The 23,553-nt window shown below is 57.9% G+C and carries 21 protein-coding genes; 11 read left to right on the top strand and 10 right to left on the bottom strand.

Annotation, left to right across the window (positions count from 1 at the left end):
* Nucleotides 1-14: 14 nt before the first annotated feature.
* Together greB and ACHPFG_RS09565 are read right to left on the bottom strand one after the other, a co-directional pair.
* Complete coding sequence (gene greB / locus ACHPFG_RS09570; RefSeq protein WP_053130756.1) at nucleotides 15-488, bottom strand: transcription elongation factor GreB; 474 nt, start codon at nucleotides 486-488, stop codon at nucleotides 15-17.
* A 113-nt stretch (nucleotides 489-601) separates the two neighbouring features.
* Nucleotides 602-1,573: a hypothetical protein gene (locus ACHPFG_RS09565; RefSeq protein ID WP_431702229.1), complete on the bottom strand. Its 972-nt coding sequence runs from the start codon at nucleotides 1,571-1,573 to the stop codon at nucleotides 602-604.
* Between the two features lie 212 nt (nucleotides 1,574-1,785).
* Between ACHPFG_RS09565 and ACHPFG_RS09560 the strand changes: the two genes are divergently transcribed.
* From ACHPFG_RS09560 to ACHPFG_RS09550, 3 genes are read left to right on the top strand one after another with little or no spacing between them, the layout of a single operon-like run.
* A complete protein-coding gene (locus ACHPFG_RS09560) occupies nucleotides 1,786-2,712 on the top strand; it encodes an ABC transporter ATP-binding protein (protein WP_431702228.1) in 927 nt (308 codons plus the stop codon).
* The gene (locus tag ACHPFG_RS09555) at nucleotides 2,709-3,434 is read left to right on the top strand and encodes an ABC transporter permease (protein WP_431702227.1); all 726 of its coding nucleotides are present in this window, start codon (nucleotides 2,709-2,711) and stop codon (nucleotides 3,432-3,434) included. The genes ACHPFG_RS09560 and ACHPFG_RS09555 overlap by 4 nt, the downstream gene beginning before the upstream one ends.
* Nucleotides 3,435-3,449: 15 nt before the next feature.
* Nucleotides 3,450-5,195 (top strand): Gldg family protein, encoded by a 1,746-nt coding sequence (locus ACHPFG_RS09550; protein WP_431702226.1) that lies wholly within the window; start codon nucleotides 3,450-3,452, stop codon nucleotides 5,193-5,195.
* A gap of 4 nt (nucleotides 5,196-5,199) precedes the next feature.
* Here ACHPFG_RS09550 and ACHPFG_RS09545 read toward each other — a convergent pair whose 3' ends face one another.
* The 3 genes from ACHPFG_RS09545 to ACHPFG_RS09535 form a co-directional block, all read right to left on the bottom strand.
* Entirely contained in the window at nucleotides 5,200-5,508 is a 309-nt protein-coding gene (locus ACHPFG_RS09545; RefSeq protein WP_090407344.1) for a hypothetical protein, read from the bottom strand.
* 261 nt (nucleotides 5,509-5,769) lie between these two features.
* Complete coding sequence (locus ACHPFG_RS09540; RefSeq protein ID WP_431702225.1) at nucleotides 5,770-6,204, bottom strand: DoxX family protein; 435 nt, start codon at nucleotides 6,202-6,204, stop codon at nucleotides 5,770-5,772.
* 103 nt (nucleotides 6,205-6,307) lie between these two features.
* Nucleotides 6,308-7,729, bottom strand: a complete 1,422-nt coding sequence (locus ACHPFG_RS09535; RefSeq protein WP_431702224.1) for a transglycosylase SLT domain-containing protein — start codon at nucleotides 7,727-7,729, stop codon at nucleotides 6,308-6,310.
* A gap of 236 nt (nucleotides 7,730-7,965) precedes the next feature.
* Between ACHPFG_RS09535 and ACHPFG_RS09530 the strand changes: the two genes are divergently transcribed.
* The 7 genes from ACHPFG_RS09530 (at nucleotide 7,966) to ACHPFG_RS09500 (ending at nucleotide 16,897) form a co-directional block, all read left to right on the top strand.
* Nucleotides 7,966-8,772, top strand: a complete 807-nt coding sequence (locus ACHPFG_RS09530) for a TatD family hydrolase (protein WP_431702223.1) — start codon at nucleotides 7,966-7,968, stop codon at nucleotides 8,770-8,772.
* Nucleotides 8,773-8,868: 96 nt separating this feature from the next.
* Entirely contained in the window at nucleotides 8,869-10,350 is a 1,482-nt protein-coding gene (locus tag ACHPFG_RS09525) for a methyl-accepting chemotaxis protein (RefSeq protein WP_431702222.1), read from the top strand.
* Between the two features lie 198 nt (nucleotides 10,351-10,548).
* Nucleotides 10,549-15,276: an RHS repeat-associated core domain-containing protein gene (locus tag ACHPFG_RS09520; protein ID WP_431702221.1), complete on the top strand. Its 4,728-nt coding sequence runs from the start codon at nucleotides 10,549-10,551 to the stop codon at nucleotides 15,274-15,276.
* A complete protein-coding gene (locus ACHPFG_RS09515; RefSeq protein ID WP_431702220.1) occupies nucleotides 15,260-15,661 on the top strand; it encodes an Imm50 family immunity protein in 402 nt (133 codons plus the stop codon). Before ACHPFG_RS09520 ends, ACHPFG_RS09515 begins: the two co-directional genes overlap by 17 nt.
* 148 nt (nucleotides 15,662-15,809) lie before the next feature.
* Nucleotides 15,810-16,028, top strand: a complete 219-nt coding sequence (locus ACHPFG_RS09510; protein ID WP_431702219.1) for a hypothetical protein — start codon at nucleotides 15,810-15,812, stop codon at nucleotides 16,026-16,028.
* Nucleotides 16,028-16,417: a hypothetical protein gene (locus ACHPFG_RS09505; RefSeq protein ID WP_431702218.1), complete on the top strand. Its 390-nt coding sequence runs from the start codon at nucleotides 16,028-16,030 to the stop codon at nucleotides 16,415-16,417. Before ACHPFG_RS09510 ends, ACHPFG_RS09505 begins: the two co-directional genes overlap by 1 nt.
* A 117-nt stretch (nucleotides 16,418-16,534) precedes the next feature.
* Entirely contained in the window at nucleotides 16,535-16,897 is a 363-nt protein-coding gene (locus ACHPFG_RS09500; RefSeq protein WP_431702217.1) for a terminase, read from the top strand.
* Nucleotides 16,898-16,900: 3 nt separating this feature from the next.
* On the opposite strand, the gene ACHPFG_RS09495 is transcribed toward ACHPFG_RS09500, so the two are convergent.
* The 3 genes from ACHPFG_RS09495 to ACHPFG_RS09485 all read right to left on the bottom strand — a co-directional run bounded on the left by ACHPFG_RS09495 (nucleotide 16,901) and on the right by ACHPFG_RS09485 (nucleotide 18,873).
* Nucleotides 16,901-17,698, bottom strand: coding sequence for an acyl-CoA thioesterase (locus tag ACHPFG_RS09495; protein WP_431702216.1), 798 nt, complete (start codon nucleotides 17,696-17,698; stop codon nucleotides 16,901-16,903).
* A gap of 90 nt (nucleotides 17,699-17,788) precedes the next feature.
* Nucleotides 17,789-18,550 (bottom strand): CHAD domain-containing protein, encoded by a 762-nt coding sequence (locus ACHPFG_RS09490; protein WP_431702215.1) that lies wholly within the window; start codon nucleotides 18,548-18,550, stop codon nucleotides 17,789-17,791.
* Between the two features lie 44 nt (nucleotides 18,551-18,594).
* On the bottom strand, nucleotides 18,595-18,873 hold the full coding sequence (locus ACHPFG_RS09485) for a hypothetical protein (protein WP_003172685.1): 279 nt from the start codon (nucleotides 18,871-18,873) through the stop codon (nucleotides 18,595-18,597).
* 216 nt (nucleotides 18,874-19,089) lie between these two features.
* Between ACHPFG_RS09485 and ACHPFG_RS09480 the strand changes: the two genes are divergently transcribed.
* On the top strand, nucleotides 19,090-20,127 hold the full coding sequence (locus tag ACHPFG_RS09480) for a patatin-like phospholipase family protein (protein ID WP_003172684.1): 1,038 nt from the start codon (nucleotides 19,090-19,092) through the stop codon (nucleotides 20,125-20,127).
* 6 nt (nucleotides 20,128-20,133) lie between these two features.
* Here the strand turns inward: ACHPFG_RS09480 and ACHPFG_RS09475 are convergent, their stop codons facing one another.
* Nucleotides 20,134-20,823, bottom strand: coding sequence for a response regulator (locus tag ACHPFG_RS09475; RefSeq protein ID WP_145338873.1), 690 nt, complete (start codon nucleotides 20,821-20,823; stop codon nucleotides 20,134-20,136).
* Between the two features lie 37 nt (nucleotides 20,824-20,860).
* Nucleotides 20,861-23,512 (bottom strand): DUF4118 domain-containing protein, encoded by a 2,652-nt coding sequence (locus ACHPFG_RS09470; RefSeq protein WP_431702214.1) that lies wholly within the window; start codon nucleotides 23,510-23,512, stop codon nucleotides 20,861-20,863.
* Nucleotides 23,513-23,553 lie beyond the last annotated feature (41 nt).

The raw sequence follows: 23,553 nt of genomic DNA, 5'->3' as shown, positions 1-23,553 counted from the left end.
CGGGTCAACATCGCTTACTTCACGTACTCAATAGCGGTGATCCACCAGCACACCTCGCCTCCCGGGGTCTGCACAATGGCCTCATCGTCGACTTCCTTGCGCAGCAGCGCACGGGCCATCGGTGAATCGATGGAGATATAGTCCATCCGATCATAAATCTCGTCATAACCAACGATACGAAAACGCTTGGTCTCGCCTTGCTCGTTTTCAATATCGACCCATGCGCCGAAAAACACCTTCCCCTCCTGCTCGGGCATGTACTCCACCACGCGCATGTCTTCCAGGCGCTTGCGCAAGTAACGCACCCGCCGGTCGATTTCACGCAGCAGCTTCTTGTTGTACTGATAGTCGGCATTCTCGCTGCGATCCCCCAGGGAGGCAGCCCACGTCACCTTGCGTGTGGTATCCGGACGCTTTTCGCGCCACAGATAATCCAGCTCTTTCTTCAGCGCTTCATGACCTTCTTTGGTAATCAGCTTGGTACTCAAACGCATGCATCCCCAGGCAATGTCCATAGGTGTCGATAGGCCAGGTAATCACACCCCGGCGTCGGTTCGCTGGCATTGATGATAAATGAACCCGAGAAAGTAGCCAGGCCGGTCTAACCATCCAAGGCCTGATCCAGTTCAAGCAGCACACCTCGCAGGCTCTGGCGCAAGCCCGATACTTGCGAGGTCATCACCTTCAGGGCTTCGGTTCGCTGACTGACCGCCAAAGACTGGTCATGCAGTTGAGCGGTGCGTTGCTCCAAATCCCGGGTCCTTTCATCCAAATGGGTTTGCTCCTGCTGCAATCGGGCCTGCCATTGATCAAGCGCCGTTGCCCTTTCCTCCGCAGCGAGTTTTTGTTGGGTCAGCTCCTGAGCGACACGAGCGAGGTTGGTCAGTGTACTGCCCACTTCGGACAAGGTGCCGTCGTCCGCGGGTGCCGGAAGCTGCGGCTGCGCCGGGGGGCTTGGCTCATTCAGGACAACAGGCGCATCCCGAACAATGGCCACAGGCGCGTCGACTGACATCTGTCGGGGCTCTTCTACAACAGGTTCATGTACAGGCTCGGGTGGATTCGCCCCCCTGACAGGTGAACTCATTTTCGACGAGAAACGAATGGAAGGCACAATCAATGAAGCACTTTCGATTGCCGGCATCACCGGCGCAGACATTCCCAGGGTGATCACTTTCATCACCAATGCCTTCTTTATGATCACCGAGTGATGTTCTTCGGGCCTCGCAGGCGGCAGCTTGCAGCCTTTCAAATCGATAAAATGATAAGGAACCTGAGTTTCGGTGACACCCGCCTTGGTGCCTGCCGCCACCGATGTGAGAATTTGCTTGAAGACATGCATGGCCACATGCAGGTCTTCCTTGGACTCAACACCGCCCAGAAAATACCGATCAAGCTTTTTGCGCAAGGCTGCGACATAAACCCTGGAACTCGCCGGTTCAACCTCTTCATCCAGGCTATAAACAAGGAAGTTGGAGGCAATCTGACCTACAGCAAACCCACAGAGCAATGCACCGTTAACCGGAGCATCCTGACCGTCGCGTTCAAGAACAAGGGTACGTAGAAGCATCATGGTAATCGGGCCTCATTACAAAATTCGAAAAGTCTCTATAACCTTCAGGCATTCACTCAATAATTAAAGGTTAAAAACACAAAACAATTGTTTCAGCGACCTGCCTGGCGCGCACGTAGGAGTTTTCCGATTAATGCTGAGCGGCGTTCCCAAAAACAGCTATTACTCGTACCCTTTTCAAACTCTCCCCTTCTACGACCACACCACGCTAAATGATCGAAATAATCAACCTGACAAAATATTTTAACAATAAAAAAATAATCAGCGATTTTTCATTCAGCGCAAACAAACAGGAATGCCTGGGGCTATTCGGAGAAAATCCTACAGTTAAAACGGCGCTTCTCGATGTAATATCGGGCTCGACCACACCTTCCAGCGGGTATATAAACATTCAAGGTTTCAATACTAAAACCCATCCATTTAAAGCAAAAAAACTCGTCGGCTACCAACTTCATAGGTGCGTCAGTCATCCTACGATGTCGGTTAAAGAGTTCCTTGACTACATCGCAGCCATTCGCGGACTGCGCGGCACCGAAAAACGCGCGCAGGTGGAATATGCCGCGACTCGATTGGAGTTGTTGCCGGTGCTCAATGCGCCCCTCGAGGCTCTCTCCATGGGTTTGAGGCGCAAAGTCGCCATTGCCCAGGCCATCCTGCACACCCCGGCGTTGCTATTACTGGATGAGCCGACCGAGGGGCTGGCACCTGATCAGAAACACACATTCAGGAGCCTCATCCAGTCATTGATGCAAGAAATGACAGTGATCATCGCTTCCCGACACTGCGATGAATTGTCCGAACTCTGTACGCGCGCACTGGTTATCGCAGGCGATCGTCTGGTGGCCGATGCCTCCATGCCGGATTTGCAACGCGACTCTCGCCATTTCCAGGCGGTTACCCTCACCGCAGATGCCCCCTTGGACCTGCTGGCTCTCGCCGTACTGCCAGGGGTCGCGGGCATCGAAGAACATCGGCATGCACCCGGCACCGTGACCGTCCTGCCCATGCCGGGGCACACCATCTACCCCCATATCAATACGCTCATTGCCAATCGTCGCTGGAAAATCAACTCACTGAGCCTGGAGCCTGGTCGCCTCAGCGACGTAGTTCACTCTCTGAGCCGAGAGGCCCCCCTTTGAAACTGCTGCCCGTCATTTTCAAGCGTCAGCTCGCCCACTATGCCGGTACACCCGGCACTTATCTGAGCATTGCCATTTTTTCAGTACTGTCCGTGGCATTGGGGTTGCACATGAGCTCCTGGCCAGACCAGGACAGCAGTCACTTGCAGATTTTCTTCCAGCTACACCCCTGGCTCTATTTGTTATTGATTCCTGTACTGGCGGCACAACTCTGGTCGGACGAGTCCAATGCCGGTTTTCTCGACCTGATGAAAACACTACCCATCACCACCTTTGAATGGGTTATTGGCAAATTCTTAGCCGCCTGGGTCGTGGCGGGCACAGCCCTGATGTTGACCTTCCCTCTCGTGATCATTGCCAACTACCTGGGCGTGGCGGACAACAGTGTTATTGCTTCGCAATTTATATCGAGCTGGCTGCTGGCTGGCAGTTATCTAGCGGTCGGTTGTTTTATCTTCACACTGGTGCGTCAGCGCACTGCCCTTTTCCTACTGACAGTGGGCTTGATGCTTATCGTCAGTGCGCTCTCTTATTTACTCGATGCACTTGAACATCAAGCCCCAATCTGGGCGGTGGACAGCTTGGTCTCCCTCAGCCCTTTTTCGAGATACAGCGCTATCGACAATGGAAAGTTCACACTTCGTGACACGCTTTACTTCATCAGCATGATCTTAGCGTTTCTCGCAGCGACGACCGTAACGCTCAACTATAAACACAGCTGAGAAGGAAAGCCTTCCATGCGACCTACTCTGCGCACCGGCATGACACTCACTGTCATCCTGTTACTATTCCTGGCGTTTAACTTAGTCTGGGTAGGAAAGCTGCCGAATATCCGATGGGACTTCTCACAAGGAAAAACCCATACCCTATCTCCTCAAGTACGACAGTTACTCGCGTCATTGGAAAACCCTCTGGATTTGTATTATTTCAATACCCATGACGATCCTAAACGAAGCTACGCCTTGAAACGCTATGGCAAGCGCATCGAAGACCGGTTGATCGAGTACGAAAACGCAGCGAAGGGCATGATCAACCTGCACCTTATTGATCCCGTACCGTTTTCAGAAGATGCCTACAAAGCCAGGCTGTTCGGTCTCGACGACAATGCGGGGTTCCTGGGCCTGATCGGCACACGAGCCGGCCACGGGGCGCAACGCATCGAATCGTTCAGCTTGGACCGGGAGTCATTGCTCGAATATGAAATCAGTCATTTGATCTACAAGTTGCAGCATCCGGAGCGCCCCGTTATTGGGCTGCTGTCAGGGTTGGCGGTGGGAGAATCCTCTGGCCGATTGCTGAAGGAACTGCAGCGACATTTTAATCTGGTCAATCTGGGAGCGACCACCGAGCGCGTGCCGGAACAGGTCAAGACGCTCATGGTCGTGCATCCACAGGCGCTGCCTGAACAAGCGTTGTATCAGATTGAACAATTTGTATTGAAGGGCGGTAAATTGATGGCATTTATCGATCCCTTGAGCGAGCAAAGCTCGACCATCACATCCGCCAACACCCGACTGGCTGATTTGCTTGCCGCTTGGGGGATACAGATGCCAGCGGACAAATTTCTGCTCGACCACCGCTACGCAGCTTCGCAGGCCCCTGTGCACGGGAAGCTCACAGTGCAGCATCCGGGCCGGTTGACCCTGCCCCGGCAGGCGATGAACACAGACGATCCGAGCACCTGGAAATTGAATACCGTGACGGTATCGAGCAGCGGCGCGCTCTTTCGCCGCCAGAAAGCTCGCACGACCCTGACCCCTCTTCTGCACAGCTCCGGGCAATCCGAGTTGCGGGAAACCAACCGGCTCGCCTCAGCAACCGAGTTCGATGCAACGGCCGATGAGGCGTCCAGCCAAGCGCAACGCTACGTGATTGCAGCCCGTATAGAGGGGCCGGCCTATTCAGCATTCCCCGATGGCATTGAAGGACAGCCGGCAGGTGTGCAAAAAGCGGCGCAGATCCATGTGGTGGTAGTCGCCGACACTGATTTGCTCACGGATCAAATCAACAGCTCAGCGCCCGACAGCAACGCACTGTTTATCTTGAATACACTGGATAACTTGTCCGCTGGCGATGTACTGACCAATATTCGCCCCCGCGCGCTGGCGCAAAGATCGCCGAACAGGCTGGACCAGATGCGCGACAGCGCCATGCACGCCTACGCGCAGAAGGCGACTGAGTTGGAACAGCGCCTGCTACGAACAGAACATGAATGGCAAATGCTACGCCCAACGGAGGTCACACTCGGCTCCCAGACAGTAGACACCACCACCCAATTGGTTGCACTCAACAAGGAACGCCTGCGCTTACCAATGGAATTACATGCCTTGAGGGCCGAGGCATACGCGCAGGTACATCGCCTGGAGTTCGTCATAAAAATGGTCGTGACCTTGGCGATACCACTGATGCTATGCCTGGTCGCCTGGGTGGTTTTTCTCTGCAATCGACGGCGTCGATTACAAGCAGGAGTCGCGCTCTACTGACCGTTCAACGCCTGGCAATCAGCCCCTGCCGGGCAATGCGGGTCAATTGCCGGATGACTTCCTGTGCGTTGCTCGCGCTGGGGGCCTGGATAACCGCTAGATCAAAGCTGTTATTCGCAAAACGAGCAAGAGAATCGCCATCTTCCACAAACTGAATCAAGAATGCCGATGGCCGCCCGCTGCGACGTGGCCACCCGTCCAGATAACGCAAGAGCGTAGGCTGATGCTTTCCGCCCAGGAGGATTTTTGGATTGCGTTGGGTGAGGTCCGCGGTGATCGGGGCCAGGCGTATCAGGGGGCGTAGTGCATTCATCGTGTCGTGTCTCTGCCTCAAAAGTCTGCGGGCAGGTGAGAGGCAACACCGAACCAGCGCTTTAGCGGTATTTCGAAGTTGCCTCCTCAGGGGAAAACAGGCTTCTGTCGGGTTCTATCGAGACCCAGTGGCGCCCCGCAATTAGCTGTTTAAATCGGCGCATGGGCAGCATCCTAGAGAAGCCGGTGGGGCGGTGTCAAGAATCCCGAGCAACGAAAAGGCCCACACGGTGGTGGGCCTTTTCAGAGTTTTGCGCAGGTGTCAGTTGGCGATGGCGCGGTCGGCAGACAGTTTTCCAGCACCTTCCAGCAACACCGCCAGGGAGCCGCCCAGCAGGGCCAGTGCGAACTCATAACCGTTGTTGGCCATGAACAAGCCGTTATGGATATGCACCGAGAAGATCGCCACCAGCGACAGAATGGTCAGGCCCAATGCCGCCGGGCGTACCAGCAAACCGATGATCAGTGCCAGGCCGGCAAAGAACTCGGTTCCGCCCGACAGCAGCGCCATCAGGGTTCCCGGTGCCAGGCCAATGCTTTCCATCCACTGGGCGGTGCCCGCCAGGCCATAGCCGCCAAACCAACCGAAGAGTTTTTGCGAACCATGGGCGGCGAAGATGATGCCGACTACGATGCGCAGGATGGTCAGGCCGTAGCCGGCACGAGTGGACAGTACACGTTTGATCATTGGGCTCATGGGGTGAATCCTTTTCGAAGTAGGGGTTGGTTGGCCGCTATATTAATCAGTTTAAACAATGATAAAAGCCGAAAAATTGCCTGATTAACATCGAAATAATCGATTATTTGCGTGAGGCGATTTTCGGCGCCGGCGGTTCCAGAGACTCTCGCTCCCGATCAAACGCCAAGTAGTACTTGTTGACGCTATTAACATAGCTGACGCCCCCCATCCCCACCTGCTCCATGGCGATGCGTTCCACCTGGAAGAACCATTGATTGGGGTTCAGTCCCCGGCGCCTGGCCTCGGTGCGCATGCCCTGCACCCGCTCCGGTCCCATGTTATACGCGGCCAATACGAAGGCCATGCGCTCGCGCTCGTTGAGCTTGGGGCTGGCAAAGAACTTTCGGCGGATCAGCGCCAGGTAACGCGCGCCCGCCTGCACATTACTGTCGAGACTTTCGATGTTGTTGACACCCACCCGCTGCGCCGCCGAGGGGGTGATCTGCATCAGGCCGGTAGGGCCGCCGCTGTTGCGCGCACCCGGGTCGAAAGCCGACTCCTTGAACGCCAGCGCCGCGAGGTTCAGCCAGTCCATGCCTTGCTCACGGGCGTGCTTTTGCAATACCGGGCGCAGTTTTTCCAGGCGCTGGCGGTCGACGCGGGCCAGCGGGTTGCGCACCTGGTAGAGGCGCCGATAGATGCGCTGGAATGCCACGTCCTGGTCGGACGGCGTGCGATAGGTCTTGAGAAATCGGTCAATACTGGCACGCAGCATCGAGGCATCCTGGCGCACAAACCAGTACTCGTCGCCCGGTTCACTGATTGCCACCTGCTTGTCGAAGCGCAACTTGGGCAGGATCTTCGACCAGCGTTCGGCAATCGGCTTCTCGACGATAGTCAGGTGAAAAATACCCGCCTGGACCATTTCCAGCACATCCTCCACCGCCAGGGTCGGGTCCACCCATTCCACTTTTACCGGCGGCTGTTTGTGCAAGGCCAGCTTCTGGTTGACCTGGCTGATGGCATCCGCCGCCGCACTGCCGGTGGTCAGCGCCAGGGTACGCCCGGACAGCTGCTCCAGCTTGGTAAACCGCCGCTCCCCCTTCACCCCCACCAGCCATAACGGCACACCGCTGGCGATCGGATCGCTGGTGCTGATCTTGTGCGCGGCCTTCACATCCAGCAATTCACCGGGGGCCACCAGGTCACCTTCGCCACGGGCCAGTGCGCCGAGCAGTTGATCCTTGGCCTTGGGAATGATCTTGAGGTTGATTTCCTGGCCATCACGGGCGTGGCCATTGAGGTATTGCTCGAAGGCACGCAGGCGATGGTATTCGACACCGATGGCCTGCCCCTGAACCTCGCCGGAACTGTTACGGCTCTGGTTGACCAATACACGCAGGGTGCGACTCGAGCGAATCTCCGCCAGGTCGCGCACTTTGCCGGGCTTGGTCACTTCCAGCGGCCCGTCCAGACGCGCGACCGCCGCCATGGGCAGCAGCAGCGTCAGGCACAACATAAGCAACGCCGAGGGTCGGATCATCCGCTCTCCGGAAAGAATACTGGCCAACACCCTCGCGAAAAACGAGGTATTGGGGGTCAGAAACAGAGCGCTTTAAGCGCTGGCAAGACGCGCAACGGTGGCACAGTGCGAGGCGTTCAGCCAACCACGATGTCACTTGCGACGTTCAAAGACAGCTATAACTCGTTGTAGTTCTTAGTTTTTCTTATAAATCTACAGCTCTGATATGCTTTCCGGCCGCAGGCGGAGATAGCACCATGCAACTCATTGATATCGGCGTCAACCTGACCAACCCCAGTTTCGACGAGAAGCACCAGGCTGTTCTCGACCGCGCCTATGCCGCCGGGGTGCAGCAATTGGTGCTCACCGGCACCAACGTCGACGGCAGCGAACAGGCCTTGGAACTGTGCGTCAACCTCGATGACAGCGGCCAACACCTGTTCAGCACTGCCGGCATCCACCCCCACTCCGCCAGCGATTGGAACGGCGATAGCGCCAGGCGCCTGCGCGGTTTACTCAGCGATAGCCGCGTACGTGCGGTGGGCGAATGCGGCCTGGATTTCAACCGGGATTTCTCACCCCGTCCGCAACAGGAAAAAGTTCTGGAAGAGCACTTGGCTCTGGCGGTTGAGCTCAAACTGCCGGTGTTTCTCCACGAGCGCGACGCCAACCAACGCTTGCTGGAGATCCTCAAGGACTACCGCGACCATCTGAGCGCCGCCGTGGTGCATTGCTTCACCGGCGAACAACAGGCACTGTTCAGCTACCTCGATCTCGATTTGCACATCGGCATTACCGGCTGGATCTGTGATGAACGCCGTGGGACGCACCTGCACCCGTTGGTCAGGGAAATTCCCCGCGGTCGTCTGATGCTGGAGAGCGATGCGCCCTACCTGCTGCCGCGCACCCTGCGTCCAAAGCCGAAAAACGGCCGTAACGAACCCGCCTACCTGCCGGAAGTACTGCGCGAGGTCGCCCTGCACCGCAACGAAACGGTGGAGGACCTGGCTCTGCACAGCACCGCCTGCGCCCGTGCGTTTTTTGGGCTGCCTGCAGTGGATTGATGCGGCGCATTGACCCATGTCAAAACCGCTTTTCTGAGTAGCAGCACAATAGTGGCACCTTGCCAATGCTGTTTCCGCTATCAGAGAAAACCTTCCATGGGTGCCTGGCTTAGCAATATCTCGCTGAAATACAAATTCTGGGCCGTCAACGCGGTCGCCTTTATCACTACCCTGCTCCTGGTGCTGTACGCCGTGCACCTCGAGCAGCAATCGCGCAGCTATGCGTCCCAGGCCTCGGCACAGGCCCAGGCGCAATTGCTCGGTGCATGGCCGGCCGACAAGGCCCTGCCCAAGAGCGAGCAGTGGCTGACGTTTGCCCGCGGCCAAGTCCCACAGCTTGCCGATCAGGATCTGTCAGCCCTGAGCAGCACCACGGGTTGGGTCGAACTCAACCACATGCCGCTGTTTGGCGAAAACATACTGATGGGCGCTGAAGTGATCGCCCGCCCTGATGGGCAATACATTGCCGTGCTCGCCCACGCACCCAGCCTGAGCCAGGTATTCAGTGAACGCTTCGCCAACTATGCCGTGGCGGTGCTGATCCTGATGCTGGCGATGCTCTGCGCGTCGCAACTGCTGATCCGCTTCCTGCTCAGCCAACTCAACACCCTCAAGGACGTGATGCTGCACGTGGAGAAAACCGGCGATCTGTCGGCCCGCGTGCCATTGGCCTGCAAGGATGAAGTCGGCCAGATGGCCAGCGCCTTCAATGCCATGCAGGCCGGTTATCAGCGCGTGGTCAGCACCGTGGCGCGCACCGCCAAGCTACTGGACGATGGTGCCGCTCGATTAGCCAGCAGCATGAACGAGGTACAACATGGCATGCTTGGCCAGCAAAGCGAGACCGACCAGGCCGCCACCGCCATCAACGAAATGACCGCCACCGTTTACCATATCGCCCAACATGCCGGCGCCACCCGCGACTTGTCCCAGACCGCCGACACCCTCGCTGGCAGCGGTCAGGAAGTGGTCACCCGCGTACAACAGTCAATCGCCGGCCTGTCTTCCGGCGTGCAACAGACTGCCGAAATGATCCAGAAACTGGCCGAGGACAGCCAGAAAATCAACAGCGTGGTAAGTGTGATCCACAGCATCGCCGAACAGACCAACCTGCTCGCCCTCAACGCTGCCATCGAAGCCGCCCGCGCCGGGGAAATGGGCCGTGGGTTTGCCGTGGTCGCCGACGAAGTGCGCAACCTGGCCAAGCGTGTGCAAAGTTCCACCGACGAAATCACCCGCATGGTCTCAGCGCTGCAAGCCGGTACCCGTGACGCGGTGGACTTCATGCAGGAAAGCTCGTTCAAGGCCGACGACTGCGTACAACAAGCCCTGGAAGCCGGCGCAGCACTGGCCGAAATCACCGGTGCAGTGGCGCAGATGCGTGAAAGCAACACCCAGATCGCCGTCGCCGCCGAACAGCAAAGCCACGTGGCCGAAGAGATGAACCGCGCGGTGGTGAGCATTCGTGATGTGACCGAGAACACCGTGCAACAGACGGTTGATTCGGCGACCACCAGCAATGAGCTGGCGACGTTAGCTGGGGAGTTAAGCAAAGCGATTGGGCAACTGAAGCTGTAGGACTTCTCCACCTGTAATCCGACTCCTACGATCGACTCCCCGTTTACCCGAAGTTTTGGCGAACCCTCCTAGCCGTCCTGGCGAATAGCGCCGACTTCTTTACCTGACGAACCTCGCCAAAGTCTCTCGCCTGATCATTCAGTGCGAGGGACCGCCGATGTACCTATCCGTTAATGCCCTGGTTGTCGGGGCTGCCCCTTGATCCCCGTCATTGCCAGTTTTGTCCTGGCCCCCATGGATGCCAAGACGCCGGACGTTGAGCGCGTCTTTCGTGACTTTCGCGCTTGCCTGAATACCTTTGATGAGTGGGCCGGGAGCTTCTGGAGCGTTTCGGCACTGGAAGTGGAGCAGGTGTTCAACGTTGGGGAAGAGGTGGCGCTGGTGGCGCCGGTCTCTTCCAACGCCCCAAGTAAAACGGTCGCCAGGTGCGATACCCGGGGATCGTTGACTCTGGTGCATATGTTTGAAAGCACTCGGTTTGTGCCGATCGGCAATACGCCGGTGATGCTGCAAGCCATTGCCCAGGACGGCAGCCCGCTCGGCGCACCACTCCATCGAACCATCGGTCCCAGCGGCATCCTCGAAATCACCGAGTGTGATCGCAACCAGCCGTACCAAATCACCTTCTATCCCAACGTTTCCACGGATCACGTCAAGGCGCTGTATGCGTCTTATCAGTCGGTGATCGCGGGGTTGGAAGGTCGCCTGCGTGACGAATGGACCAAGACCTTCCAGCCCGAATGGTACGACTTCGCCAACGCCACGCGCTTCGAGCGCAGCGCGATGCAGGGCTTGGCCTTTTCCACCGGGATTGCCAAGGCGTTCTACAACCTGTGGGACAACGTTACGCAGCTGTATGACTTGCTGGCGGACCTCAAAGCCAACAGCGAAAAGCTGTTGGCCTACATCTCCCAGGCCGAACTCGATGAACTGTTGAAGCTCGGTAAAGACACCATTGCCAACGGTTTGCTGGTGCTCAGCGATGAGCCGCTGCTGTTTATCTACGTGTCGGCGATGGTCAGTTGGATACGCCTGCTACCTCCGCCCGAGATGTATGAAGTGCTGGGCGAGATCACCGGCGAGGTGTTGATCAATCTATTTCTGATCTGGGCGAGCCGTGGCATGGGCGTGCAGATTCGCCTGGGCGCTCAGGTGCTGGGGCATATCAAATCCGGGCGAGCGCGCCAGTGGCTGGAGAGGCTGGCTGATCAGTTGGTGGGGCCGAAGCTGGACGCGCATGCCGAGGCGGTGAAGCCTTTGCTGCTCGGTGGCCCGGCGACGGCGATCAAGACTGTACCGGTTGCGCCGTTGAAGGCTGGGGAGCACGTGGTTTCGAACCCGATGCCGGCGGTTCGTAACAAGACACAGAAGACCGTATTGGTCAGGCAGGAGCCTGTCGATGATGTGCCTGTTGTATCGACGAATCCGAAGGGCGATGCGGCGGCTTCTTCGGATAAGACGGTCACCAACGGCTGCCCCGTGTCAATGGTTACCGGGGAGGAATTGCTCACTCTCACCGATGGCACGTTGGATGGAGTTTTGCCGTTTGAGTGGACAAGGGTGTACCGCACCAGTGCGGTGGAAGTGGATTGCGGGTTGGGGTTTGGCTGGAGTCATTCGCTGGCGCATCGGCTGGTGGTGTCGGGCGATTCGGTGGTGTGGACGGACCATGAAAATCGCATTACTTCGTTTCCATTGCCGACCGTTGCTCGCCCGGCGATCACCAATAGCTTGGCCGAAGCGGCGATCTATTTGGGCGCTTCGTCGGATGAGTTGGTGTTGTCCCTGGCGTCGCGGTTTTATCACTTTCGCGACGGTGTGTTGGTCTCGATCAGTGATGCGTATGACAACCGGCTGCGGATTACTCGGGATTTTCTGGGGCGCATCGAGCGATTGGATAACGGTGTGGGTTGTGCGCTGTTCTTGCGCTATACGTCGGGCCGCATCGTGGCGGTGGATTATCAGGTTCAGCGGGCCAAGGGGTACGAGCCTTACGATTGGGTGACGGAGCAGAACGTCGTTTCCTACGCCTATGACGACTTGGGCCGGTTGATTTCGGCGACCAATGCGGAAGGCGAAAGCGAGGTTTATCGCTACGACGATCAGCACGTGATTCTTGAGCGGAGCTTGGCCGGAGGGGCGAGTTTCTTCTGGGAATGGGAACGGGCTGGCAAGGCCGCGCGATGTGTCCGGCATTGGGCCAGTTTTTCCCAAATGGATACGCGCTATGCCTGGGGGGACGACGGCCGTGTCACGGTGCATAACGCCGATGGCAGTCAGGAAGTGTATGTCCATGACGAACGAGCGCGGCTGGTGCAGCGGATTGATCCGGACGGTGCGCAGCACTTCAAATCCTACGACGACAAGGGTCGCCTGACGGTTGAGCAGGACCCGCTGGGGGCGGTGACGGCGTATCAGTACGACGAAGCCGGACGCTTGGTGGCGTTGTTTCCGGGGGACGATGAGCCGACCTCCTACGAGCATGACAACGGCTTCGTACGGGTTGTAAGGCGGGGTCTGGCGGTCTGGAAATATGAGCGCAATGACCAGGGTGATGTCATTCGTAAGATCGATCCCGACGGCCATGTAACCGACTACAGCTATGACAAATACGGGCAACTGGTTGGGGTTTGGTATCCGGATCACAGTTGTCAGCGGCTGGTGTGGAATGAGCGGGGGCAACTGGTTGAAGAGCAGTTGCCCAATGGCGGGATCAAGCGTTATCGCTATGACGATCTTGGCCGGCAGGTTGCCCGCGAGGACGAGCATGGCGCGCTGACGCAGTATCAGTGGGACGGCATCGGTCGGTTAATTCGTGTCGTTTTACCAGGCGTTGCGTGCAGGGAATACAGCTACAACCCCTACGGAAAAATCACCGCCGAACGCGACGAACTGGGCCACGTCACCCGCTACGAATACGCAGACGGCCTGCACCTGATCAGTCGGCGCATCAACGCTGATGGCACTCAGGTCAAGTACCGCTATGACAATGCCCGGTTGTTGCTGACCGAAATCGAAAACGAGGTCGGCGAGACCTACCGACTGGCTTACCACCCCAACGGGCTGATCCAACAGGAAGTCGGGTTTGATGGGCAGCGCACCGCCTACGCTTACGACCTCAACGGCAATCTGCAGGAAAAAACCGAACACGGTGACGACGGCAGTCAGCTCGTTACTCGTTACGAACGCGATCACGCCGGCCGCCTCGTACGAAAAACCCTGCCCGACGGCAACAAGGTCGATTACGCCTACGACCGCCAGGGCAACCTCCTCAGCGTCGACGACGGCCACTGGGCGCTGGCCTACGAATACGACAGCCAAAACCGCCTCACCGCCGAACACCAGGGCTGGGGCACCTTGCGCTATGGCTACGACGCCTGCGGCCAGCTTCAACACCTGCGACTGCCCGACAACAACCGCCTCACCTTCAACCACGCCAAAGGCGGCCACCTCGCCACCGTCGAATTAAATGGCGCGCTGCTGACCTCTCACCTGTTCAAAGCCGGTCAAGAACACCAACGCCAACAAGGCCAACTCCTCAGCCACTACCACTACGACGACCAGCACCGCCTGCACGCCCATGCGATCACCCAGCAACAAGACCACCTCTACCAACGTCAATACGACTACGACAAAACCGGCAACCTCACCCGCCTGCTCGACACCCGCAAAGGCGAACACCACTACCATTACGACCCACTAGGCCGCCTCACCCGCGCCGACCACTCCCAAGACCTGCAGGAACGCTTCGGCCACACCCTCGCCGGCAACCTGCTGATGCAAGACCGCCCCGGCCCCGACATCGTCGCCGGCAACCGCCTGATGATCCAGGGTGACCGCCACTACGACTATGACGCCTTCGGCAATCTGATCCGTGAACGGCGTGGCCGTGGACACGCGCTGATTACCGAATACCGCTACGACTGCCAGCATCGGCTGATCGGCATTACCCAACCCAATGGCCAAACCGCGAGCTATCGCTACGACCCATTTGGGCGGCGCATCAGCAAAACCGTGGACGGCATAACCACGGAGTTTTTCTGGCAAGGCGACAAGCTGATTGCTGAGCACCACGCGGACCGCCATCGCAGCTATCTCTATGAACCGAACAGTTTCAGGCCGCTGGTCCTGTTGGAAGGTTTAGGCCCAAAAGACACCAAGCCCTACCACTACCAACTCGACCACCTCGGCACGCCGCAGGAACTCACCGCCCCCGACGGTGAAATCGTTTGGTCCGCCCACTACCGCGCCTACGGCCAGATCAGCCGTCTCGACAAAGGCACAATCGACAACACGCTACGTTTTCAGGGCCAGTACTTTGATCAGGAAAGCGGGCTGCACTACAACCGTCATCGCTACTACAATCCGGATGTCGGTCGCTACCTGACGCCTGATCCGGTGAAGTTGGCGGGTGGGATTAATGCCTACCAGTACGCGCCCAACCCGACCGGATGGGTTGATCCTTTGGGGCTCAGCGCAAATTGCCCTGGATCAATAAGGAAAAATCCCGCTTGCGCTACTCCTACTGAACCGGACGCCCCTGACGTTTCTCGTAAGGGGGCTTTCAGGCAAGCTAAAAGAGATGCCCATATACCGATGAATCAGAGCCCAGATGTGATGACCCACCCGAAAACAGGACGGACGACACAGTACAAAATAGAAAATATGACCGATTTGAATGATAAAAAAATACTGGATGCCGCCGGCCACCCCATCAAGACGAGGGTATATCAATTTACAAGAAAAGATGGCTCACAAGTCCTTATTCAAGATCATTCTGCAGGGCATAAATACGGTAGAGCAGATGGAATTGGAGATCAAATAACACATTTCAATCTACGACCTATTGAACAACCCCGGAACGGAAAACTCATCGACGCAGAAGCACACTACTTCTTCAGGAAAAAAAATGAAATACTGGAATGAATTAGATAAAAATATATTTTTTGAAAAAATTTTTAGCCAGCCTGTAGAGATAGGAGAAATCACACTCTTCTCCTTACAAATAGACAATGATCGACCGTCTTTGGGGATTGGATTCGACATACCTGATTTCCCAGATATTCTACCGGAAAAATGGAAAAACAAAGGTTACAACGTTTGCAGACTTGGTGTTGATTGTCATGGCATTAGCGATCTAAAAATACTCAACATACCCGGCCGAGATAATTTTTACGTAAGAGTAAAAAAAGAAAAGGGTCAACTCTGTTTCTATGCTGCCAACAAAAATTCCTTAATCGAATTTAAGGCCAAGAGCATCTCAATTTGCGATCCTAACGTTTACATCAGAGGTAATGATGAAAATTTTTAAAATAACAGACATTAGAAATCAAAGTCAGCCATACGCTTCTTGTGCACATGGGCGAGCATGAATTCTTTATTTTCGCATGAACGTGGCTTGCTACATTGCATTTTATTAAGTAATAAATACAGCGTATCCAAATGGAGTAAAGACCAGCATGGAAATCATTCCCAAAAAATGGCGTGTACAAATAGGCCCAAATAAATTGGCCGAATTTAATATTGATGTTCCAATACTAGTCTTAAGCAAAAAAGGGCAGAAATCACCTCATATTGTTTATCAAACACCCGAAAAGAGAGCGGACAGAGGAGCAAAAAGACGTCATACACTTGTCCAACTGGTTCCCGTTAGCCGATCAATAATTGGGAATCACTGATGAATTACCTGAAAAAAGAACTAGATGAAGCTTTCAGGAGCTTAGAAATAAGCTCTATAGAATTTCAGATAGACGAAACCACAACACTAATAAATGACCTAACAAAGAAGTTCTTCAAATCCGAGAGCAACTTCCTCGACCCAGTCGAACTGAACGAGAAAAATTCAGAGCACAACCCCAATTTCTGGAAGGAAATACAGTACCGCATTAACCAAAAAAACCTGATTTTGTTGGTACTTGATTCAACATACTCGGGCTGGGAAATCGACAATGCGCAGGATATAACCTCTATCTTAGGTGAAACGACCGGATATCCGTTCTGGGTGACGGATAGCAAACTCACGTTTCTGGTACACATGGATGATCATGACTGCGTTATTTGGGCTTGAAGATGGTTTGCCACAACTGGCCTTCTATCACCTTCATAGCCAACCCCAATTCGCCCACCCGCCCACCCCCACCTAAACTCTCCCCATATTATTTCAACGGACAGAGGGTTCACCATCATGGGCAAACGTCATCCCAATCTCCCCGCCTGGCAATGGCGTAACTACCCGCAAAACCATCAGCACCCGACCAACCTGGCGTTGCACCTGATTGCCGTGCCGCTGTTTATCATCGGGTTTCTGTTGATTGTGTCCGGTGTGTTCAGCCTGAGCCTGGCCAGTTTCGCCATTGGCGTAGTCGGCATCCTCGCGGGCCTGGCGCTGCAGCGTCATGGCCACAGCCTGGAAGCCCAGGCCAGTGAGCCGTTCAGTGATCGTAAAGACGCGGTGCAGCGTTTGGTGGTCGAGCAGTTCCTGACGTTCCCGCGCTTTGTGTTGAGCGGTGGCTGGTGGAGTGCCTGGCGGCAGCGCCACCGCCACTGAGCATCAGGCGAAGACCACCACGGTCTGGCGGCTGAGGGCGATCAACGCGCCGGTTGGGCTCCACAGCGCGGCGGCGGCGTGACCGTAGCCGTCGCGCGCATGTTCAATGCTGACGTGGTACTGGCACCAGTCCAGGGTCGTCAGATTCTGCAACGGCTGGATGAACTCGATGGTCCAGGTCAGGGTGCTGCCCGGAGCGGGCTTTTTCAGGTGCGGCAGCAGCGCCGGTGGCCAGGCATCGACCAGGGCGAGGATATGCGCTTCGGTCAGCGGTTCCTCCTTCACATCCCCGCGCAATCGAACCCACCCGCCCATCTCGCGGGATTTATTACCGGTAAACGGCAAGCCGCCAACGCTCCAGCGCATCGCCAGGTGGCGCATGAACTCAGGCGTGACGCCCTTGATATAGGGCAGTTCCTGACATTCATCCCAGTGCTTGAACGTTGGCGGTGGTTCGCTCGCTACCTCGATTTCCGACTCGCGGGACGCACCAAAACTCGCCTGGACCAGCGTCGCCACGTCACCGTTCTGCACCACGCGACCGAGCAACTGGCTGACCGCCTTGCCTTCACGCAACACTTCGACTTGATAACTGGCGGGTACATCGGGCTCGACCGGGCCAACGAAGGTGATCGCGAGCGAGCGCAATGGGCGCTCCGTCGGCACCTGGGCGCGCAAGGCTTCGTATTGCAACGCCGCGACCAGGCCACCAAAGGAAGCTCGGCCCTGGGCCCATTCGGCAGGAACGGTGATCTCCAGCGGGTTGCTACGGGCGGCGTCGAGCAAATCACTAAAGCGCATGGCGACCTCACATCAAAAGAAACAGATGGTCGATCTTAACCATGGAGCCGGCAAGGTACAGCGCTTATTCCGGCCAAAAGCCGGACCGTTTTAGAAACAATCCGCGCTGAGTTTATCCAGCACGCGATCCGCCTGCCCTTCGGCCTTGGCCATGGTGCGATGCCATATCGCAACGCAGGGCTGCAGATCGGCTTGATGCTCAGCCTGGGCCAACCATTGCCAGCAGTCATGCCAATCACCCAGTGCCGCTTGGGCTTTCTTCAGGCGTGGCAGGGCATTGGAGGGCAACTTATCCAGCTGGGGGTAAGCCTCGGCGGCATAGCGCACACGCTTGATCAACAAGCGCAAACGGTGGCGATCATGGTCTGGATCTTTCAGTGCTTGATCGAGTTTCTGCCATTGCTTGACCAGGCGCTTCTCAATGCGCGGTCGCAACCCCTTGAGCAATTTCTGGTGCTCCGAGGCGCGGATAAAGCGCGGGAATGCATCAAGGATCAGCAGCAGATGGGCAACTTCCGGGCCTTGCGCCACCTGGCGATAGGCGTCGGGTTGCAGGCGCAGACGCCGGTCAGCGGCCTCGTGATAACCATGCTGATGCAAATACGCCGCCAGCACCTCTCGGTCGCGCAGCGGCGTCGTTAACTGGCCGACCGTGCTGGCCGCCGACTCGAGCTGTTCTACACCCGGCAGCCCGCGCAAAGGACGCAACAGGCTGCGCAGGCGGCGCACGGTGGTGCGCAGATCATGCAAGGCTTCATCATCGGTGACGGCAGCGAGGCGAGCCTGGCAGCTCAGTAACCCTACTTCCAGGCCAATGACCTGAGCGACTAGCTGATCGACCAAAGCTGACATCCTGCCCTCACTCTCAGATGAAAAATCCCACTCTGCGCTGCCAGTTAACGCCCGGCACGCGACTCACGAATATAGAACCGCGCTTTCTCGGCCTTGTTGGAGCAGCCTTCAAACGCTTCGAATTGCTGCTGAGTCTTGGCGCCAGTCAACAAAGACAGGGCCTTGGAGTAGCTGACGGTACCTGCAAACCCTTCGGCCTTGGCCAGGTCGAGCTCTTTCCAGGCGGCATCCAATTGCGAGCCACAGCTGTCGCGGTATGCAGTTTTCCCGGCGCAACCCGCCAGGGCCAACATGATCACGGGCACACACATCCAGGCTTTCATCGATGACACCTCGAAATAAAGAAAAACAGTCGTACGGTGTAGACGTTGCCTACAAGAAAAAGTGCCTTGTCCTTAGCCTGAAATCGGTAGTACCTATTGCCAGAGCATACCCGAGCCTGAGCGCTATTCTTGAAAAATATTGCCAGGCGCAACGAAGATTGAAGCAGCCCCTAAAATAGGTGCATTGTGGGCACCCGTTTATGAAGGACATCGACCATGAAGAAACGTGTTGCCTTGGTGTTGGGATCCGGCGGGGCCCGGGGCTACGCGCATATCGGGGTGATTGAGGAAATCGAACGGCGCGGCTACGACATCGCCTGTATCGCCGGTTGTTCCATGGGGGCCGTGGTGGGTGGGATCTACGCCGCGGGCAAACTGGACGAGTATCGAAACTGGATTGAAAGCCTCGACTACCTCGACGTGCTGCGTCTGGTGGACGTCAGTTTCCGCCTTGGGGCGATTCGCGGCGAAAAGGTCTTCGGGCAAATCCGCAAGATCGTCGGCGAGATCAATATCGAAGAGCTGCGCATCCCCTACACCGCCGTCGCCACCGACCTGACCAATCAACAGGAAATCTGGTTCCAGGAAGGCTGCCTGCACCAGGCCATGCGCGCCTCGGCGGCGATTCCCAGCCTGTTCACTCCGGTGATGCAAGGCAACCGCATGCTGGTGGACGGCGGCCTGCTCAACCCGCTGCCCATCGTGCCGGTGGTGTCGAGCCATTGTGACCTGATCATCGCGGTCAACCTCAACGCCACCAACCAGAAGCACTACCATTTGCCGGTGATCCAGCGTCCGCCGGCGTTCAAGAGCCGCTTCAACAGCCTGGCGAAATCATTGGGTTCGCACCTGCCGTTTCGCCGCAAGCAGGCCGAGCAGTTGATGAAACTTGAGCAGGAAGCCTTGCAGGCCCAGGCGGCCGAGATCAATCCGTGGCTGGAGTCGGCCGAACCCGAATCCCAGCAACCCGCCGCCGCACCGGAAAAGCCTGGGGCGCCGAAGTCGGCCACCGGTTCGTTCATCATCGATAACGTCGGGCCGGCGTCACTGCTGGACCTGATCAACCAGAGTTTCGAGGTGATGCAGACATCGCTGGCGCAGTACAAGATCGCGGGCTACCCGCCGGATGTGCTGATCAACGTGCCGAAGCGGGTGTGCCGGTTTTTCGAGTTCTACAAGGCCCCGGAGTTGATCGCACTGGGCCGGGAAATTGCCAGCGACACACTGGATCGCTATGAGAGTGAGCAGCGCTGACAGCTGTCAGGCACTCAACAGCCGATACCCCACTCCAGCCTCGGTCACGATAAACCTCGGCTGGGTCGGATCATCCGCCAGCTTCTGGCGCAGATGCCCCACCACAATCCGCAGGTAGTGACTGTCTTCAGTGTGAGTCGGCCCCCAGATGTCCTTGAGCAATTGCTGCTGGGTGATCACCCGTCCCGGATGCCGCGCCAGTTGTGCCAGCACTGCGTATTCCTTGCGGGTCAGTGCCACCTCGGCGCCGTCCAGCAGCACGCGGCGATAGGCCAGGTCCACCATCAACGGGCCAAACTGCAACGCCGCTTCCTGGGGCTCGCCCACGGGTGCCTGACGCAATAAGGCCCGCACGCGAGCCAGGAACTCCTGGATGCCGAAAGGCTTGGTGACATAATCATTGGCGCCACCGTCGAGGGCTTCGACCTTCTGCCCTTCGCTGGCCCTTACCGACAGCACCAGTACCGGCACCGTCGACCACTCACGAAACTCGCGCAGTACCTGCTGGCCGTCCATGTCCGGCAGGCCCAGGTCGAGCACCAGCAAGTCGGGCTTGCTCAACGCCGCCTGGGCCAGGCCTTCGTTGCCGGTACCGGCCTCGATCACTTTGTAGCCCTGGGAAGCCAGGCTGATGCGCAGGAATTTGCGGATTTGCGGTTCGTCATCAATGACTAAAATCGTCGCGGTCTGGCTCATGGCGTCCAATCAACATCCGTAGAGAAAACAGGGTAGCTCACGCCTCGCCTTCCAGGCCAGGCTGTGTCGGCAAGGGCAGGAACAACGTGATACAGGTACCGCGCCCATCAATGCCATCGGCCACGCTGATATGCCCACCGTGGGCGCCGACCATGCCCTGGCAGATCGCCAGGCCCAGGCCGGTGCCCTGCCCGCCTCGATCACCGCGTGCAGCGGTGTAGAACATATCGAAAATCTTCGCCCGCTCATCCTCAGGAATACCCGGCCCCTCATCCGCCACAGCGAAAAACAATTGGTTATTTGACACGCCGGCACTGAGTTGCAATCGACCTTGGGGCGGTGAAAAGCGCGCGGCGTTTTCCAATACATTGACCAGTGCCTGTTCGATCAACGCGGCATGTACATAGAGCAACGGCAACTCCGCCGGCACATCGGTGCTCACCTGCAGCGGCGCCAGCACCGCGCGCAAACGCCCGAGCGCACTGCCGACAATATCGCCAGGCGACACCCAGTCCCGCGCCAGCTTCAACGCGCCATGGCCCAGTCGAGTCATGTCCAGCAGGTTCTGGATATAGCGGTCCAGGCGTTCGGCTTCATCGCGGGTGCCTTCAAGCAACTCGCGGCGATCCTCCAGGGGGATGGCTTCACCGAGCGCCAGCAGGCTGTCGATACTGCCGCGCATGGAGGTCAACGGTGTGCGCAAATCGTGGGACACCGACGCAAGCAAGGCGCTGCGCAGTTGCTCGGTTTCGCCATGCAAACGTGCGGACTCTAACTCCTGGGCCAACTGCGCCCGTGCCAGGGCCTGGGCCAGAGGCTGGCTCAAGGCAGTGAGCAGTCGACGCCGTTGGCCACTCAATTCCAGACCCGGCTTGGCACTGACGCCGAGCAACCCCAACGGTCCCTCTTCACCCGACAACGGCCACCACCACCAGCGCCCGAACGGCAAGGTGCCGGTGCCCATGCCTGCCGGCTGGTCATGCTGCCAGGCCCAATCGGCCGCAGCCCGCTCAGCCTCGGTAAAGGTCAGCGGGCCGCCGGTCTCGACCTTCCAGCCACCCTGACCGTCGCGATTGACCAGGCACAGATCCAGGTCGCTCCAGCCTTCCAGATGGTGGGCGGCGGCACTGATCACCGCTTGGCGGTCGGTGGCGGCGGTGAGTTTGCGGGACAGGTCGAGCAGTTCGCTGGTTTCTTCCTGGGTGTCGCGCAACGCCTGCAACTGCCGACGCTGGCGCGCGGCCAGGTTGCCGGTCAGCGCCGCCATCAGCAGGAAGAACAACAGCGTCAGCACGTCCTCTTCACGCTGGATAGCGAAGGAGAAATTCGGCGGGATAAACAGGAAGTCGTAGGTCATGAACGACAACGCCGCACACACCAGGGATGGCCCCAGGCTGCTGCGCACCGCCACCAGCAACACGGCGGCGAGAAACACCAGCGAGATATTCGGCAACGGCAACACGCTTGCCACTGCCCAGGCCACACCTGCGGCGGCGACGGTCGCCACCACGGCCAAGGCGTAATCGAACCACACCAGACCGCGCACATCCGGCAAGCGTGGGACTGCGGGCACATCGTCGCTGTCGAGGACGTTGATTTCCAAACCCCGGGCATTACGCAACAACCGCGCCGCCAAGCCGCCACCGAACAGGCGACGCCGCCAACTCATTCGCGACTGCCCCACCAACAGCAGGCTGGCGCGGCGTTCGGCGGCATGCTGGATCAAGGTCTTGGCCACCTCCCCCGCCCGCAGCAGCACCACTTCGCCGCCAAGACGCTCGGCCAGTTGCTGGGCGTTTTGCAGGCGCAGACGGGCCTGTTCATCCCGCGCACGGCCGTTGTCGATATGCACCAGGCTCCACGGCAAATGCCGACGCTGGGCGACGCGACTGGCATGGCGCACCAGGCGTTCGGCTTGCGCATCGCCATCCACGCCCACCAACAAGCGCCCACGCACCGCCGGCGCCGCCTGGCCGAGCTGGCGATAGCCCTGGGCCAAATCGTCGTCGACGTGGGCGGCGGCAGTCTGCATCGCCAGCTCGCGCAGGGCCATCAGGTTGGTCTGGGTAAAGAATGCATCGATGGCAGCGCGGGCCTGCTCCGGCACATAGACCTTGCCGTCGCGCAGACGCTCGAGCAGTTCGCGGGACGGCAGGTCGATCAGCAGCAGTTCGTCGGCTTCCTGCAGCACCCAATCCGGCAAGGTTTCGCGCACCTGTACACCGGTGATGCCGCGGACCTGGTCATTCAGACTTTCCAAGTGCTGGACGTTGACCGTGGTAAACACGTTGATACCGGCGGCGAGCAGTTCCTGGATGTCTTGCCAGCGCTTTTCATGGCGGCTGCCGGGGGCGTTGCTGTGGGCCAGTTCGTCCACCAGCACCAGCTTGGGCCTGGCGGCGAGCAGGCCGTCGAGGTCCATTTCTTCGAGCATCACGCCACGGTATTCACTGCGCAACAGCGGTTGTTGCGGCAGGCCGCTGAGCAACGCTTCGGTCTCGGCGCGGCCGTGGGTTTCAACCACGCCGGCGATCAGCTTGACGCCCTGACGCAGTTGGGTGTGGGCGGCCTGGAGCATGGCGTAGGTCTTGCCCACACCCGGCGCGGCGCCGAGGAAAACTTTGAGCCGGCCACGGCCGTCCCGGGGCAGATCGGCTAACAGGGCATCGGCGCGGCCGGAGTCGCTCATGCTGGGGTTTCCTTCAATTGTTCAGACCCAGAGAAAATCCA

The organism is Pseudomonas sp. BR20, from assembly GCF_050780135.1.
GTDB lineage: Bacteria > Pseudomonadota > Gammaproteobacteria > Pseudomonadales > Pseudomonadaceae > Aquipseudomonas.
The sequence above is the reverse complement of the archived record's forward strand: the minus strand, read 5'-3'. Positions and strand labels throughout refer to the sequence as shown.